Raw genomic sequence first — 15,255 nt, 5'->3', positions numbered from 1 at the left:
CGCGACGCTCAGCACATCAACGGCTCGGCGGCGTCGAGCATGATCCTGACGAAGTAATCCGCGAAACTGCGACGCACGACGATGTCGAAACTGTCGGCGCCCGTGGGCAGCAACGTGATCGACGCCTTGAAGTAATGGCTCTGCGCGCACTGCCCCACCCCGAACAGTTTCGGATGCAGATCGAGTGGACAGCCGCGCGCGAGCACGTCGCGCGTGCGCGTGCCGCTGATTTCGAGCACCGTATAGCCGCTGCCCACATCGACCGCCGATGCGAACACGCCCGCGAACGCCGCGCCGAGCTTCGCCTGCAACGGCGCCGTGCGCGTCGCATCGTGCGCGGTCTCCGAACGCACGAGCCATTCGTCCGGGCCGAGCCAGAGCATGTCGTAGCCGTTGCCGCGCGCGACGGTGTTCGGCTTCTCCGGCGGCTTGCAGCCGATCACCTGTTCCACCGCGCGAATGAACGCCGCGTCGCGCGTATCGCCGCGCACGTTCACGAGTTCGAGAAATGGCCGCTCGCCGAGCCGGAACGCGGCAGTCGCGTTGGCCTGATGCTGTTTCAGCAGCCCATCCACACCGACCAGCGGCGACTCCTGCCACGCGCCGTTTTGCCGCCCGAGCGTGCGGTCCACGATGGACACCGTCCCGCCTGTTTCATTCCACATGTTGACGTGCTCCTTCGCTGTCGTAGAACACCGGACTCGCGATCTTCGCCGCGATCTGTTTGCCGCTTGCGAGCGGAATCGTGACGGTCGTGCCGATCTTGTCGAGACCGCCCTTGACGACCGCCATCGCGATCGAGCGTTGCAGAATCGGGCTGTAATAGCTCGACGTGACGTGCCCGAGCATCGGCGCGGTGTCGCCCTGGAACGGACCGGCGACGATCTGCGAGCCCTCGGGTATCACGAACGACGCATCCTCCGCGAGCAGCCCGACCAGTTGCTTGCGTCCCGCCTTCGCGGTGTCCGGGCGGGCGAGCGAGCGCTTGCCGAGAAAGTCCTTCGAGTTCGCGACGAGCCCGCCCATGCCGAGGTCGTGCGGCGTCATCGAGCCGTCCGTATCCTGGCCGACGATGATGTAGCCCTTCTCCGCGCGCAGCACGTGCATCGTCTCGGTGCCGTACGGCGTGATGTTGAACTCCGCGCCCGCGGCCATCAACGCTTCCCACACCGCGCGTCCGACGTTGGCCGGCACGTTCACCTCATACGCGAGTTCGCCCGAGAAGCTGATGCGCATCACGCGCGCCGCCGCGCCCGCGACGGTGCCTTCACGATACGTCATGAACGGAAACGCCGCGTTCGCGAAGTCAATGTCGTCGCAGACCTTTTGCAGCACCTTGCGGCTCAGCGGGCCGACTACCGCAAAAGTAGCCCAGTGATCGGTGACCGACGCGAGCCGCACGCGCAGGTCGGTCCATTCGGTTTGCAGCCAGCGTTCGAGCCACGTGAGCACACGCGCCGCGCCGCCGGTGGTGGTCGTCATCATGTAGTGCTGCTCGGCGAGGCGCACGGTCACGCCGTCGTCGAAGATCATGCCGTTTTCGTCGAGCATCAGGCCGTAGCGGCACTTGCCGACTTCGAGCCTGGTCCACGGATTCGTGTACACCCAGTTCAGCAGCTTCGCGGAATCGGGGCCCTGAATGTCGATCTTGCCCAGCGTCGACGCATCGAGAATGCCGACGCTCGTGCGCACCGCGAGCGCTTCGCGCGCAACCGCCGCGTGCAGATCCTCGCCCGCCTTCGGGTAGTACCACGGACGCTTCCAGTTGCCGACGTCCTCGAACGCCGCGCCGTGTTCCACGTGCCATTCGTGCACCGCCGTCTTGCGCACCGGATCGAGCAATTCGCCCAATTCCCGGCCGGCGAAAGTGCCGAACGTGACCGGCGTGTAGTTCGGCCGGAACGTCGTCGTGCCGGTCTCGGGAATGGTCTTACCGAGCGCCTGGGCGAGAATCGCCATGCCGTTGATGTTGCCGAGCTTGCCCTGGTCGGTGCCGAAACCCATCGCGGTGTAGCGCTTCACGTGTTCGACGGATTCGAAACCTTCGCGCGCCGCGAGGAAGATATCGGCCGCCGCGACGTCATTCTGGAAATCGACGAACTGCTTGGGCCCGCGCGTGGCCAACTCGCGTCCGCCGACGAGCCACAGCGGTTCCAGCTTCGTTTCGCTCAGTTCGGCGACCTGCACCGGCTTTGGCCGCGCGACGATGTGCCCGGCCGCGCGCGCCGCTTCGACGCCGGCGTCGAGCGCGAAGCGGATGCCCTGGCCGAGCGTGAAGGCGCCCGCGCAGGCGCCGACGCTGGTCTCAGGCTGGACCGCCTTGCCCGGCACGAAGCAGGCCTTGTCGTCATGCCAATGGGCCTTGCCGCCCGACTGCGCGAACAGATGCAGCACTGGGCTCCAGCCACCCGACATCGCGAGCAGATCGCACGGCAGTTGGCCCTGCTGAGCGGTGATCTGCCCTTTCGCATACGAGGCGAGCGACACCGACGCGACGCGCAGCTTGCCATGCGCCGCCGTGACCACCGTGCCGTTCAGCACCTTGATGCCATGGCGGCGCGCGAGCGCCGGCAGCGTGCCCTTCGATGCGCCCGCGCGCGGATCGATGACGCTCACCTGCGCGCCGGCCGCTTTCAGGTCGAGCGCGCATTGATAGCCGTCGTCGTTGTTCGTGAACACGATCGCATTGCGACCCGGCAGTACCGCATACCGATGCAGATAGCTCGACACCGCCGACGCGAGCATCACGCCAGGCAGATCGTTGTTGCCGAACACGATCGGCCGTTCATGCGCGCCGGTCGCGAGAATCACGCGTTTCGCGCGGATCTTCCACAGCAGTTCGCGCGTGCCCTTGCGCTGCGACACGGGCAGATGATCGGTCAGGCGCTGGGTGACCGTGACGAGATTGTGGTCCTGATAGCCGAACGCGGTGCTGCGGCTCAGGATCTTCACATCGGGCAACTGCCGCAATTCGTCCTCGATTTTCCGCACCCACTGCAGCGCGGGCTTGCCGTCGATCTCCGCGCCGCAGGACAGCAGCGAGCCGCCCAGCTCGGGCTGATCGTCGACGAGCGTCACGCGCGCGCCGGACAAGGCCGCCGCGTGCGCGGCCGCGAGCCCGGCCGGGCCGCCGCCGACCACCAGCACGTCGCAATGCGCGAAGCACTTGTCGTAGCGGTCCGCGTCGCGCTGGCGCGGCGCGGTGCCGAGGCCGGCCGCGTCGCGAATCGCTTCCTCGTACTTCGGCCAGAGTTTGCGCGGCCACATGAAGGTCTTGTAGTAGAAGCCCGCCGGAATGAAGCGCGCGATCTTCTGGTTGATCGCCATGCGGTCCTTCTCGATGCTCGGTTTCGCGTTCACGCTGCTCGCGACGAGCCCCTGGTACAACTCCACTTCGGTGGCGCGCGCGTTCGGCACCGTGTAGGCGCCGGTCTCCAGTTGCACGACCGCGTTCGGCTCCTCGACGCCCGCGGTCACGATGCCGCGCGGCCGATGATATTTCCAGCTGCGCGCGACGAAATGCATGCCGTTCGCGAGCAATGCGGACGCGAGCGTATCGCCTTGATAACCCTGATACTCGACGCCGTTGAACGTGAAGCTCAGCGCGATCGCGCGATTGATGCGCCCGCCGGTCGGGAGTCGGTCTTTCTGGCTCATGATGCTTTGCCCTCTTGTACCTTTACCTGTGCGTTTGCTGCCTGTGTATCGGTACTGTCCAGCGCCAGCAACGGACGCTCGAACGTCTGATAGCCCTGGAACGCATAGCTGACGGTGTCGCGCTGCGCCTTGAACCAGCGGCGGCAGCCCTGCGTGTGGAACCATTGCTCGCGATGCACGCCGCGCGGGTTCTTGCGCATGAAAAGGTAGTCGCCCCATTCCTTGTCGGTGAGCTTGTCCGTGTCGAGCGGGCGGGCGATGTCCGCCTCGCCGCCGCACGAGAATTCGGTTTCGGCGCGGGGACCGCACCAGGGGCATTCGATCAGCAGCATCTGTGTCTCCTTGTCGACTAGTGGGCCACGGCGGCAGCGCCATGCTCATCGATCAGATGACCGGTATAGAACCGGTCCAGCGAAAACGGCGCGTTCAACGGATGGGGTTCGTCCTTCGCGATCGTGTGCGCATAGACCCATCCCGAGCCGGGCGTCGCCTTGAAGCCGCCCGTCCCCCAGCCGCAGTTGAAATACAGTCCCTTCACATCGGTCTTGCTGATGATCGGGCACGCGTCCGGCGATACGTCGACGATGCCGCCCCACTGCCGGTTCATCCGCACGCGCGAAAACACCGGGAACATCTCGACGATCGCCTCGAGCGTGCCCTCGATGATCTGGAAGCTGCCGCGCTGCCCAAACCCGGTGTACTGATCGACGCCCGCGCCGATCACGAGATCGCCCTTGTCGGACTGGCTGATATACGCGTGGACCGCATTCGACATCACGACCGTGTTGACGACCGGCTTGATCGGCTCCGACACCAGCGCCTGCAACGGATGGCTTTCGAGCGGCAGCCGCACGCCGGCCATATCGGCGAGCGTCGACGTGTTGCCGGCCGCGACCACCGCGACCTTCTTCGCCTTGATGAAACCCTTCGTCGTGTCGACGCCCGTCACCTGGCTGCCGTCGCGGCGAATGCCGACGACCTGGCAGTTCTGCACGATATCGACGCCGGCCTGATCGGCGCCGCGCGCGAAGCCCCACGCCACCGCATCGTGCCGGGCCACGCCGCCGCGCCGCTGGATCGATGCGCCGAGCACCGGGTAGCGGCTGTTCAGATTGATGGTCGGCTCGAGTTCCTTGATCTGCGCGGGCGTGAGAAATTCGGCGTCGACGCCGTTCAGGCGGTTCGCGTTGACGCGGCGTTCGGTGTCGCGCACGTCCTGCAGCGTATGCGCGAGATTCATCACGCCGCGCTGGCTGAACATCACGTTGTAGTTCAGATCCTGCGCGAGCCCTTCCCAGAGCTTCATCGCCTTCTCGTAGAGCGCGGCGGATTCGTCCCACAGGTAGTTCGACCGCACGATCGTCGTATTGCGCGCGGTGTTGCCGCCGCCGATCCAGCCCTTCTCGAGCACCGCGACATTGCGCACGCCATGCTCCTTCGCGAGGTAGTACGCGGTCGCGAGACCGTGCCCGCCGCCGCCCACGATCACGACGTCGTATTCACGTTTAGGCTCGGGGCTGCGCCATTGCCGCTCCCAGTTCTCGTGATACGACATCCCGTTGCGTAGCAGGCTGAATATCGAATAGCGGCTCATCGTCGTTCCTTTGCGGTTTTGCAGATGCGGTGTAGCGGTTCAACACTCGATGACGTTCACGGCCAGTCCGCCGCGCGACGTCTCCTTGTATTTCGTCTTCATGTCGGCGCCGGTTTCGCGCATGGTGCGGATCACACTGTCGAGCGACACCACGTGCTTGCCGTCGCCCTTCATCGCGAGGCGGGCCGCGTTGATCGCCTTGATCGCGCCCATCGCGTTGCGCTCGATGCACGGAATCTGCACCAGCCCGCCGACCGGATCGCAGGTCATGCCGAGGTTGTGTTCCATGCCGATTTCGGCGGCGTTCTCGACCTGGGTGGGCGTGCCGCCCATCACGGCCGCGAGCGCGGCGGCGGCCATCGAGCAGGCCACGCCCACTTCGCCCTGGCAGCCCACCTCGGCGCCGGAGATCGACGCCGTTTCCTTGTAGATGATGCCGATCGCCGCGGCGGTCAGCAGGAAGTCGACGATGCCGGCGTCGTTCGCCGCATGCATGAATTTCACGTAGTAGTGCAGCACTGCCGGGATCACGCCGGCCGCGCCATTGGTCGGCGCGGTGACGACCCGGCCGCCCGCGGCGTTCTCCTCGTTGACGGCCATCGCGTACAGGTTGACCCAGTCGAGCATCGACAGCGGGTCGCGCAGCGATTCCTCCGAGCGTGCGCGCAAGCGCTCGCACAGCTCGGCCGCGCGGCGCTTCACGTGCATCGGGCCGGGCAACTCGCCGCGGACCTTGCAACCGCGCTCGACACACGCGGCCATCGTGCGCCAGATCGCCAGCAGGCCCTCGCGCACTTCGGGCTCGGGCCGGGTCGCGCATTCGTTGCGCAACGTCACTTCGGCGATGGACAGGCCGCTTTCGCGGCACACGCGCATCAGATCGTCGCCGGTGCGAAACGGATACGGCACCTCCGCGTTGGCGCGCCGGCCGTTCACGCGGTCGCCGTCGCGATTGACGACGAAGCCGCCGCCGATCGAGAAGTACTCTTTTTCGACGAGCAGTTGACCGTTCTCGTCGAAGGCCTGGAAGCGCATGCCGTTCGGATGCACGACGCCCGAGCCCCGCGCGCCCGGCATCAGCTTGCGCAACAAGCCGACATGTTCGCGCTCGTCGAACGCGACCGCATGCTTGCCGAGCAGCACGAGTTGGCGGGTCTCGCGGATCGCGAGCAGCCGCGGCTCGATCAGCTCAGGATCGAGCCGGTCGGGCAGATTGCCTTCGAGGCCGAGCAGCACCGCCTTGTCGGTGCCGTGGCCCTTGCCGGTCGCGCCGAGCGAGCCGAACAGCTCGGCTCTGACGCGCCGCACGAAGCCGAGCAGATTCGCGTCCTCGATGTGCGATGCGAAGCGGCATGCGGCGATCATCGGCCCGACCGTGTGCGAGCTGGATGGACCGATGCCGATCTTGAACAGATCGAAGACGCTGACGTTCATGGCGTGCCTTGTGCGTTGTGTCTTGCGTGTTGCGATGGCCGGAAGCGCTTCGACTCGACTCATGCGCCCGGATGGAATGTGCGTCTATTGCACCGCACGCCGGGCCGGATCGATAGAATAAAAACGGCATCGCAATGGGATGGCGTCGTCAGGTGAGCCGCCACGCGGGTCTCCCGGCGCATTTGCGATGACTTGGGACGCATTTGCGACAGGCGGCCCGATTGCGGCCGGCAATGCTGAAGGTCCGTGGTGCTATCCTCGGCTTCACCGTTTCGGTCAACGTCCGTTCCTCTTTCGCCGTTCTTTTCACCGACCCGCCGCGCGCATGAATTCCGCTGAAACGCTTGCCCCTCCCTCACTCGACACAGTCACGAAGCAGCGCATCCGCTTCGGCATCATCCTGCTGCCGAACTTCACGCTGACCGCATTCTCGGGTTTCGTCGACCTGCTGCGCCTGTCCGCCGACGAAGGCGACTTCAGCAAGCCGGTGCGCTGTTCGTGGAGCGTGATCGGGGAAACCCTGGCTCCGGTGCGGGCGAGTTGCGGCATCCAGATCACGCCGTGGGAAACCTTCGAGACCGCCGGGAAGTTCGACTACGTGGTGGTGGTCGGCGGACTGCTGCACTCGGGGCCGGCCGCGAGCGAGGCGACGCTCGCGTTTATCCGCTGCGCCGCCGCCCGCGACACGACGCTGGTCGGCATGTGCACCGGCGTGTTCTCGCTGATGCGCGCGGGCGTGCTCGACGGCCATCGGATCTGCGTGAGCTGGTTTCACTACTGGGATTTCATCGAGCGCTTTCCGTCGGTCGACGAACAGATGCTGGTCGCCGACCGGCTGTTCGTGATCGACCGGCGGCGCATCACCTGTTCCGGCGGCCGCGCGTCGATCGACGTCGCCGCCGCGATCCTGCTGCGTCATTTCGAAACGGCGACGGTGCAGAAGGCGCTGCGCATCCTGCTCGTCGACGATCTGCAGAAAGGCAACGCGCCGCAGCCTCATCCCCCCGGTCTCGCGCCGGCCTCGCATCCGAAGGTCAAGCGCGCGATCCTGCTGATGGAGCAGCACGTGGGCCGCGCGCTGCCGCTCGACGAACTGGCGGGCAAGCTCGATCTGTCGCCGCGTCAGCTCGAACGGCTGTTCAAGGCGCAGACCGGCAAGGCGCCGCAGGCCTACGCGAAGCAGGTGCGCCTGCGCACCGCCGCGTGGTTGTTGACGAGCTCGGACAAAACCGTCGCCGATATCGCGTCGAGCTGCGGCTTTTCGGACGCCTCGCACCTGGGACGGGAATTTCGCAAACAGTTCGGCGTGCCGCCGATGATGTATCGCGAGCAGCGCGGCACGGCGCAGCAAGCCGACGACGGCGCGTGCTACGACGAAACGTTTCCGGGCCGCGCGCAGGCGATCTGAATCTGCGCGGCATGCGAGGCCGCGGCACCCGCTACTCCGGCATGCGCCGCTCGACGCTCGGCGCATGTCCGAACTGCGCGCGATAGGCCTTGCTGAAATGACACGGAGAATGAAAACCGCACACCATGGTCACGCGCGCGATCGACGCGTCGGTATTGCGCAGCAGATCGCGCGCGCGGCGCAGCCGCAAGCTCAGGTAGTAATGCGTCGGCGACATGTTCAGGAATAGCTTGAACATCCGTTGCAAATGACGCTGCGACAGGTTGACGAGCCGGGCGAGTTCGTCGAGCGATAGCGGCTCCTCGATGTTCGCTTCCATCAGCCGCACCACTTCGATCAGTTCGGTGCGCGACAGGCCGACCCGCGCGTCGACCGGAATGTGCTGGTAATCGGTCGAGCCGCGAATCCGCTCGACGATGAATTGCTCGGACACCTGCGCGGCCACCGCGGCCCCCAGCCGCATGCCCACCAGATGCAGCATTAGATCGAGCGGCGCGGTTCCGCCGGTGCAGGTCAGCCGGTCGCGGTCGATCACGAACAGTTCGTCGTCGAAATGCACGTGCGGATAGCGCTGGTGCAACGGCGACATGTCCTCCCAATGCACGGTCGCGCGATAGCCGTCGAGCAGCCCGGCCGCGAGCAGCGCATACGGACCCGTGCAGATGCCGCCGAGCGGCACGCGGTGCGCGGCCGCCTCGCGCAGCAGCGCGATCACCGCGTCGTTCACATACTCGCGCACGTGCCAGCCCGCGCACACGAACAGCAGGTCCGGCATGCCGGCCTCGGCGAGCGTGGTGGTCGGTTTCACCGTGATGCCGTTGCTCGCGCGCGCCGGCTCGCCGTCCGGCGTGATCACCGACCACCGGTAGTGCTGCGCGCGGCCCACGTAGTTCGCCATGCGCAGCACCTCGACCGCGCTCGTGAACGCGATCATCGAGAAGTTCGGCAGCGTCAGGAAGCCGACGTGCGCGACGTGCGCGACGGCGCACAGCCGCGCATCGGCTTCGGCGGAGGCGATTGCGTCGCGCTTCATGGACGTATCGAATCAGGCCGTCAACCGTGTTGCGCCGCCGGCTCGCGGCGCACTTTCATCGCATTGCGCAAACCGGCGAACAGGGGGGCGCGTACCTTGCCCGGCGCCCGGCCGAAGCTCTCGGTGATGCGGTCCAGAATGATCGCCAGCATCACGACCGACATGCCGCTTTCGAAGCCGAGTCCGATATCGAGCCGCTGGATGCTCGCGAGCACGTCGTTACCGAGGCCGCCCGCACCGACCATCGACGCGATGATCACCATCGACAGCGCCATCATGATGGTCTGGTTCACGCCGGTCATGATCGACGGCAGCGCGTTCGGAAACTGCACCTTGTACAGCAGTTGCCACGGCGTGCAGCCGAACGCCTGTCCCGCTTCGACGATTTCGCGATTCACGTGCTTGATGCCGAGCGCGGTCAGACGCACCGCGGGCGGCATCGCGAAGATCACCGTCGACAGGATGCCCGGCACGCGGCCGAGACCGAACAGCATCGCGGCCGGAATCAGGTAGACGAACGCGGGCATCGTCTGCATCAGATCGAGCACCGGGCGCACGATCATTTCGACGGCGCGGCTCTTCGCCATCCAGATGCCGAGCGGCACGCCGAGCACGAGACTGATCACCGTCGATGACAGCGTGAGGCCGAGCGTGATCACCATCTGATCCCAGAAGCCGGTGCCGTAGATCAGCAGCAGCGCCGCCAGCGTGAACAGCGCGAAGCGCCAGCCGACGCGCCACAAGCCGATGCCGACGAAAAACGCCATCAGCGCCCACATCGGCACGGCCTGCAAACCGTGCTCGACCGCCGCGGCGAAACTCTCGATGACCTTGCCGATCGTGTCGAAGGTCTGCGCGTCGTGATCGAGCAGGTAGTGAACGCCGCGATCGACCCAGGCGCCAAGTGGAATGACTTCAGACATGGGAACCTCGATGGCGCGTGAGAACGTTCAGCACGTTCGTCTTGTTGACCGAACCGCAGTAGGAGCCGTCCGCTTCGACGACCGGCAGCGGCGCGCGGCTCGCCACCACGCGCGCGACCACGTCGTCGAGCGGCGTGCTGCGGCGGATGCATTCGATCTGGTTGAGCTTCGGCGACGCGCTGCCCGTCGCATCGCGGCACACGAAGCCGCGAATCCGGCGCTCGCTATCGAGCACGAACGCGTAGTCGGCGCTGCCGTTGAGCGTCGCGGCGACGCTCGACGCGTCGATCTGCGGCGCGTGCATCAGCGGCACGTCGTCGGTCTGCATCAGATCGCCGGCCGTCAGATAGCGGCTCGTGTCGATGCCTTCGAAGAACGCGCGCACGTAGTCGTCTGCCGGGTTCTTGATGATTTCCCGCGGCGTGCCGATCTGCACCACGCGGCCGCCTTCCATGATCGCGATGCGCGTGCCGATGCGCATCGCCTCCTCGAGATCGTGCGACACGAACAGGATCGTGCGCTGCTGCTCGCGTTGCAGATCGAGCAGCACGTTCTGCATCTCCTTGCGCTTGAGCGGGTCGAGCGCGGAGAACGCCTCGTCCATGATCATCAGCGACGGGTTGACCGCGAGCGCGCGCGCGAGCCCGACGCGCTGCTGCATGCCGCCCGACAACTCGGCCGGCAGTTTCTGCGCGAACGGTGCAAGGCCGACCTGTTCGAGCACCGTCAGCGCCCGCGCCTCGCGCTCCTTACGGCCGACGCCCGCGACTTCGAGCCCGAACGCCGCGTTGGCCAGCACGGTGCGCTGCGGCATCAGCGCGAAGGACTGGAACACCATGCTCATGTCCTTGCGGCGCAACGCGGTCAGCTCGGCGCGCGGCACGCCCGCGACATCGCGGCCGTCGATCAGCACCTTGCCGGCGCTGGGCTCGACGAGCCGATTGATCAGGCGAATCAGCGTCGACTTGCCCGAGCCGGACAGGCCCATCAGCACGAAGATCTCGCCCTCGCGAACCTCGAACGACGCGTTGTGGACGCCGACGATCTGACCGGTGCGGGCAAACACCTCTTCTTTCGTGGCGCCGCCGGCCAGCATCGCGAGCGCCTGTTTCGGGTTGCTGCCGAACACCTTGCACAGCCCTTCGACCACGACCTTGGGGGAATTCATCGAGTGCTCTCCTCGCCTGCGGACGTCCGTCCGCGCTGTGCCTACATAGTTGCCAGAAAAAAGTGCGGCTAACCGACTAATTCCGACAACCACATGAGGAAATGCGACACCCGGCCATGCCGTGGACGCTCGGCGCGGCGAGCAAACCCTTGTGGGATTCAGGAAATCGACACGCCCAGCAAGCGCCCGACGCCGAACGTGAACCCTGCCGCGATGAGCCCGATGACGATCTGGCGCAGCGCCGAAAACCCCGCGCTGCGTCCGTTGAACAACGACGTGAACACGCCGATCGACGCGAGCGCCAGCATGCTCAGCACGACACACTGCACGATTGCGCTGACGCCGCGCGTCCACAGGAAAGGCATCACCGGGAAAATCGCACCGAGCGAGAACAAGCAGAACGACACGCCCGCCGCCGACCACGGATTGCCGCCCAGTTCCGCCGGATCGAGACCGAGCTCCTCGCGCGTGAGGGTGTCGAGCGCCTTGTCCTTGTCGCGCATCATCTGCGAGGCCACGCGTTTCGCCTCGCTCGCGTCGAGCCCTTTCGCGCGGTAGATCAGCGCGAGCTCGTGCTCCTCCGCTTCGGGCTGTTCTTCGATCTCCTCGGCTTCCTTGGCGATCTGTGTGCTCGCGAGTTCGCGCGCATTGGTAACCGACAGCCATTCGCCGAGCGCCATCGAACAGGCACCGGCGATCAGCCCGGCGAGGCCGGTCAACAGGATCGCCTTGTTGCCGGTGCCCGCGCCGGCGACGCCCATGATCAGGCAGAAGTTGGACACGAGGCCATCGTTCGCGCCGAGAACCGCCGCGCGCAGATCGTTGCCCGACGCGGCGCCCTTGTGCCACGACTCGGCCGCGGCAATGCGCGCGCCGGACGACAGGTTGGCATTGCCGGTGCTCGCGAGCGTCTGCACGACGGCCGCGTGATGATGTTCGTCGGCGGACATGTGGCCCGCGTCGCGTTGGCCTTGATATTTGTTGCGGTCCGCGTATTCGGCTGCGGCGAGCGTTGGCAGCACGAAGTCCGCGCCGCACACGCGCACGAGCCCCTTCATCAGACGCGTCTTGACCGCATGGCCACGGCCCTTCGGTTCGATGCCATTGGCTCTGAGCTTGTCGGCCCACACTTGCGCGTGGCTGTGTTCGGATTGCGCGAGATCCTGATAGACCTGCTTGCGGGTCTCGTCTTTCTCGACCTGCGCGAGCGTCTCATAGAGGGCAGCGCTGTGCAGTTCGTCGGAGAGATTCGCCTTGTAGCGTTTCACTTCATGTTTCGTTGCCATGATCGCGCCTCGCAACTGCCCGGCGCCTCATCAACGATGAATGCCACGCCGGGCTTCCGGTGTCCGTTACTGGCTGGCAGGCGCACCAACGCCGGCCTTCTTCTGGGCTGCCTGCAGCTTGTCCGGATAGTTCGGATCGTTCTGCGCCGGCTGGTAGCCCGCGTCTTCGAGTTTCTTCAACTCGGCGTTCTTTTTCGCGCGGGCCTGTTTGCGCTCTGCCTTACGCTCGGCCTTGGTCGGCTTTGGGGTGGTCGTCGTCGCGCCTTCCTGGGCTGCGGCATCCGTCGAGCCCTGCGCGAGCGCGAGCGGAATCGTACCGGCCATCAGTGCGACGGCCGAAACGCCCAGCATGATTCGTTTAATGGCGAAGCTCTTCATCACTGATATCCCCTGAAAAAATTGGCAATAACGTACGAATTGCGTCTGCGAACCGTGAACCACACGCCGGGTCGCGCAGCCTCCACACGAACCCGTCAACGGGAGCTTACAGCCAAATAGCGGGAGGTGGGTCGGGAGCGTGGACTGCTGCGGGCGTCGCTTCATCGGTGGGTATTCATGGGTGACACTTGCTGTGCACCGTTTTAGGTCGTGCTGCATTGCAGAATTACAAAACGGTACGGCTTCTTTCTCTCGAACATCGTAATCGCCAAGTTCGGCTTGATTACAAGGACTGACGAGGCAAATGAAACGCGTTGTTGGGCTTTGACGCGGCGCTGCCATTTTGGCAGCGGCTCGGCCCTGCGGCCTCAATTTCAGAATACTCCGGCTTTTGCCGCGGATTGACTCGCGAACAATAGTGGCGCGGATCGGTTGCAACGCGGCCATGCTCAATTCCCGATAGTCGAATTCGAGCGTTTGGGGCTATCCAGTTCCGTTGATTTTTACATCACGAGCCGTAAGCGCCTATGAACCACGACGAAAAATTCTCTTACTACAAGATCGACAAGCTTTTTTGGCGTTGGAAGAAGCAAGACGGGGCCCGCATCGTGCATGAGGTCTCGCTCTCCACTGACAATCCACCGCCTCCGCTTCCGGCCCTGCCAGTCGCGAAGCCGAAAGCCGTGCCAAGCCCACCCAAGTCACCCAAATCTGATCCGACCGTAAAAATGATCAACGACCTTCTCAAGGTCGCCGATTCGGTTTCCCGGTTCAGCACATGGTTAAAGACGCCTGTGCCGCCCAAACCACCCAAAGCGGAGAAGATCGCCGCCCCGAAAAAGACGGTACCGCCATTCGATATCCAGGAAATCCCGCAGGCTCTGCGCAAGGAAATGATGCCCATTGGGGCAAAGTTAATGGAGCGATGGTTTGCCGGCCGCTTGAACTATTCCGCAATCCCCAGCGACGAGATCAAGGAAATCAATCAGGAAGGCAAACCGTATCCGCCTGACATGTACGACACAACCACGGTAAAGATGGACTGGATATTGGAGTTCGCTCGTGCCAGACGGAAATACGACTACCTGATCAACGATGCAATCCGTTCACCCGCGGCGCTTCAAGTGCTTCAAAAGAAGCTTCGTTTCTACAGGCACAGAAGCGAGCTATCTACGCACGATATCTGTCGGGATGATCCCCAACACCTGCATCAGTTTTTCCAGTTTCAACACGTCGAGGTTGACGGTACCTTTGCGGAAAAAATCAAGCTGCAACTGATAGCGGATGCTGTGCGAACAGGCGTCCCCGACGATTTGACCGCTGCGCTTGGATCGTTCGTAATCTATGCCGCTATTGCTCACGTCCGCCTGTCGAGGGACCCATTTGGTACGCAAAAAACCACTGCCGAAGTAACGGGTGCATGGATCTATGTGAAAGATAACTTCACGTTTACCGATGAGCCGGGGCAGCGGTCCCAGTATCTGGGGCATTGGAGCAGTAACGGCGTTATCGTGATGCCGCTCGATGGCGTAGCCGCGGCATCACGATATATTCCTTACGTGGAGTCGCCTGTTACGCTTGGCGATCCGGTTATCAAAGGACAGGTCTATTACCCGATCCACAACAGCGATTTCCGACAATGGGCGATCAGACATCAGCGCGGTGGTGATTTCATCATCTACTCGGACCGTCGCTTCGTTCACATCTTTCCGCCGATCGTGCTCTATCTATGAAACGCATCTCTACGCGTGTCGCATTGTTAGCGGGTCTCATTGCCGTGCTTTATCTCGGTCTGTTCGACCATACTCCGCAAGGAAGCGAGTGTCGCAAATCGGCACCTGCCCACGGCCTGTACACGGCAGAGCTTTGCCTGTTGCGATGGATTCCGGGCCGCAGTGGAAGCCCTGAATATGTCGGCAGGCTATTCGATGCAAAAACTGGGAAGCTGCTTGCACAGCGCACGTTCAGCACGCCTGTCCCCGATCTTTTCTGGTCAACGGGTCTGCGATACTCGCTGAATCCGTATTCGCCGCCCCGTTATCTCGGTCCGTCCGTCGAATTTTCCCGCGGAGATGGCGGTGAAGGAGATTCGAGTATTTCGTTACCTCCGTCGTTCTGGGACAAACTAGCCGCCGCGCGCCCGCGCTTATAGTCGGCTGCGTCGTATGCCGGTGCCTGTGTCTCACCGTGCTGGAATCAAGCCGCACGCACTTCCTTCCGCGATTCAGTTTTTTGGCATGTCCGCGCCGTCAGGAGTATCGTTTAACCGCGCCGGAAGCGCCAAAACCACCACTCCTCTACAAGACAGGCGCTTCCCAGAGTCCAGACCAGCTCGACAAAGCGCGAAGTTTCTAACATGCAACGAAGCGACATC

13 protein-coding genes are annotated in these 15,255 nt (G+C 64.3%); 3 read left to right on the top strand and 10 right to left on the bottom strand.

The annotated features are described in order from the left end of the window. Window positions 1-8: 8 nt before the first annotated feature. Genes F6X40_RS21085 through F6X40_RS21065 form a run of 5 tightly spaced genes read right to left on the bottom strand, consistent with a single transcriptional unit; the run spans window position 9 to window position 6,685 of the window. On the bottom strand, window positions 9-665 hold the full coding sequence (locus tag F6X40_RS21085; RefSeq protein ID WP_187629085.1) for a sarcosine oxidase subunit gamma: 657 nt from the start codon (window positions 663-665) through the stop codon (window positions 9-11). Further along, window positions 655-3,657, bottom strand: a complete 3,003-nt coding sequence (locus F6X40_RS21080; protein ID WP_187629084.1) for a sarcosine oxidase subunit alpha family protein — start codon at window positions 3,655-3,657, stop codon at window positions 655-657. The genes F6X40_RS21085 and F6X40_RS21080 overlap by 11 nt, the downstream gene beginning before the upstream one ends. Beyond that, a complete protein-coding gene (locus F6X40_RS21075; RefSeq protein ID WP_187629083.1) occupies window positions 3,654-3,989 on the bottom strand; it encodes a sarcosine oxidase subunit delta in 336 nt (111 codons plus the stop codon). Before F6X40_RS21075 ends, F6X40_RS21080 begins: the two co-directional genes overlap by 4 nt. 17 nt (window positions 3,990-4,006) lie before the next feature. Continuing rightward, window positions 4,007-5,251, bottom strand: a complete 1,245-nt coding sequence (locus F6X40_RS21070) for a sarcosine oxidase subunit beta family protein (protein WP_184010042.1) — start codon at window positions 5,249-5,251, stop codon at window positions 4,007-4,009. 39 nt (window positions 5,252-5,290) lie between these two features. Beyond that, window positions 5,291-6,685, bottom strand: coding sequence for an L-serine ammonia-lyase (locus tag F6X40_RS21065; protein ID WP_187629082.1), 1,395 nt, complete (start codon window positions 6,683-6,685; stop codon window positions 5,291-5,293). Window positions 6,686-7,010: 325 nt separating this feature from the next. Between F6X40_RS21065 and F6X40_RS21060 the strand changes: the two genes are divergently transcribed. After that, window positions 7,011-8,093 carry a GlxA family transcriptional regulator gene (locus F6X40_RS21060; protein ID WP_187629081.1) on the top strand — a complete coding sequence of 361 codons (1,083 nt, stop codon included), beginning with the start codon at window positions 7,011-7,013 and terminating at the stop codon, window positions 8,091-8,093. Window positions 8,094-8,124: 31 nt separating this feature from the next. Here the strand turns inward: F6X40_RS21060 and F6X40_RS21055 are convergent, their stop codons facing one another. The 5 genes from F6X40_RS21055 to F6X40_RS21035 form a co-directional block, all read right to left on the bottom strand. Then, window positions 8,125-9,126 carry a GlxA family transcriptional regulator gene (locus F6X40_RS21055; RefSeq protein ID WP_187629080.1) on the bottom strand — a complete coding sequence of 334 codons (1,002 nt, stop codon included), beginning with the start codon at window positions 9,124-9,126 and terminating at the stop codon, window positions 8,125-8,127. A 20-nt stretch (window positions 9,127-9,146) separates the two neighbouring features. Then, window positions 9,147-10,049, bottom strand: coding sequence for a choline ABC transporter permease subunit (choW, locus tag F6X40_RS21050; protein WP_184072970.1), 903 nt, complete (start codon window positions 10,047-10,049; stop codon window positions 9,147-9,149). Next, window positions 10,042-11,217, bottom strand: coding sequence for a glycine betaine/L-proline ABC transporter ATP-binding protein (locus F6X40_RS21045; RefSeq protein ID WP_187629079.1), 1,176 nt, complete (start codon window positions 11,215-11,217; stop codon window positions 10,042-10,044). Before F6X40_RS21045 ends, choW begins: the two co-directional genes overlap by 8 nt. 158 nt (window positions 11,218-11,375) lie before the next feature. After that, entirely contained in the window at window positions 11,376-12,503 is a 1,128-nt protein-coding gene (locus tag F6X40_RS21040; protein WP_184060241.1) for a VIT1/CCC1 transporter family protein, read from the bottom strand. A 66-nt stretch (window positions 12,504-12,569) separates the two neighbouring features. After that, a complete protein-coding gene (locus F6X40_RS21035) occupies window positions 12,570-12,881 on the bottom strand; it encodes a hypothetical protein (RefSeq protein ID WP_176078901.1) in 312 nt (103 codons plus the stop codon). Window positions 12,882-13,408: 527 nt separating this feature from the next. On the opposite strand from F6X40_RS21035, the gene F6X40_RS21030 reads away from it, so the two are divergent. Further along, window positions 13,409-14,614, top strand: coding sequence for a DUF6402 family protein (locus tag F6X40_RS21030; RefSeq protein WP_187629078.1), 1,206 nt, complete (start codon window positions 13,409-13,411; stop codon window positions 14,612-14,614). Continuing rightward, window positions 14,611-15,033: a hypothetical protein gene (locus tag F6X40_RS21025; RefSeq protein ID WP_184072960.1), complete on the top strand. Its 423-nt coding sequence runs from the start codon at window positions 14,611-14,613 to the stop codon at window positions 15,031-15,033. The genes F6X40_RS21030 and F6X40_RS21025 overlap by 4 nt, the downstream gene beginning before the upstream one ends. The last annotated feature ends 222 nt before the right edge of the window (window positions 15,034-15,255 follow it).

Source organism: Paraburkholderia sp. UCT31 (assembly GCF_014397655.1).
GTDB classification, from domain to species: domain Bacteria; phylum Pseudomonadota; class Gammaproteobacteria; order Burkholderiales; family Burkholderiaceae; genus Paraburkholderia; species Paraburkholderia tuberum.
Note: the sequence above shows the minus strand (reverse complement) of the source record. Positions and strands in the feature narration are given on the sequence as shown.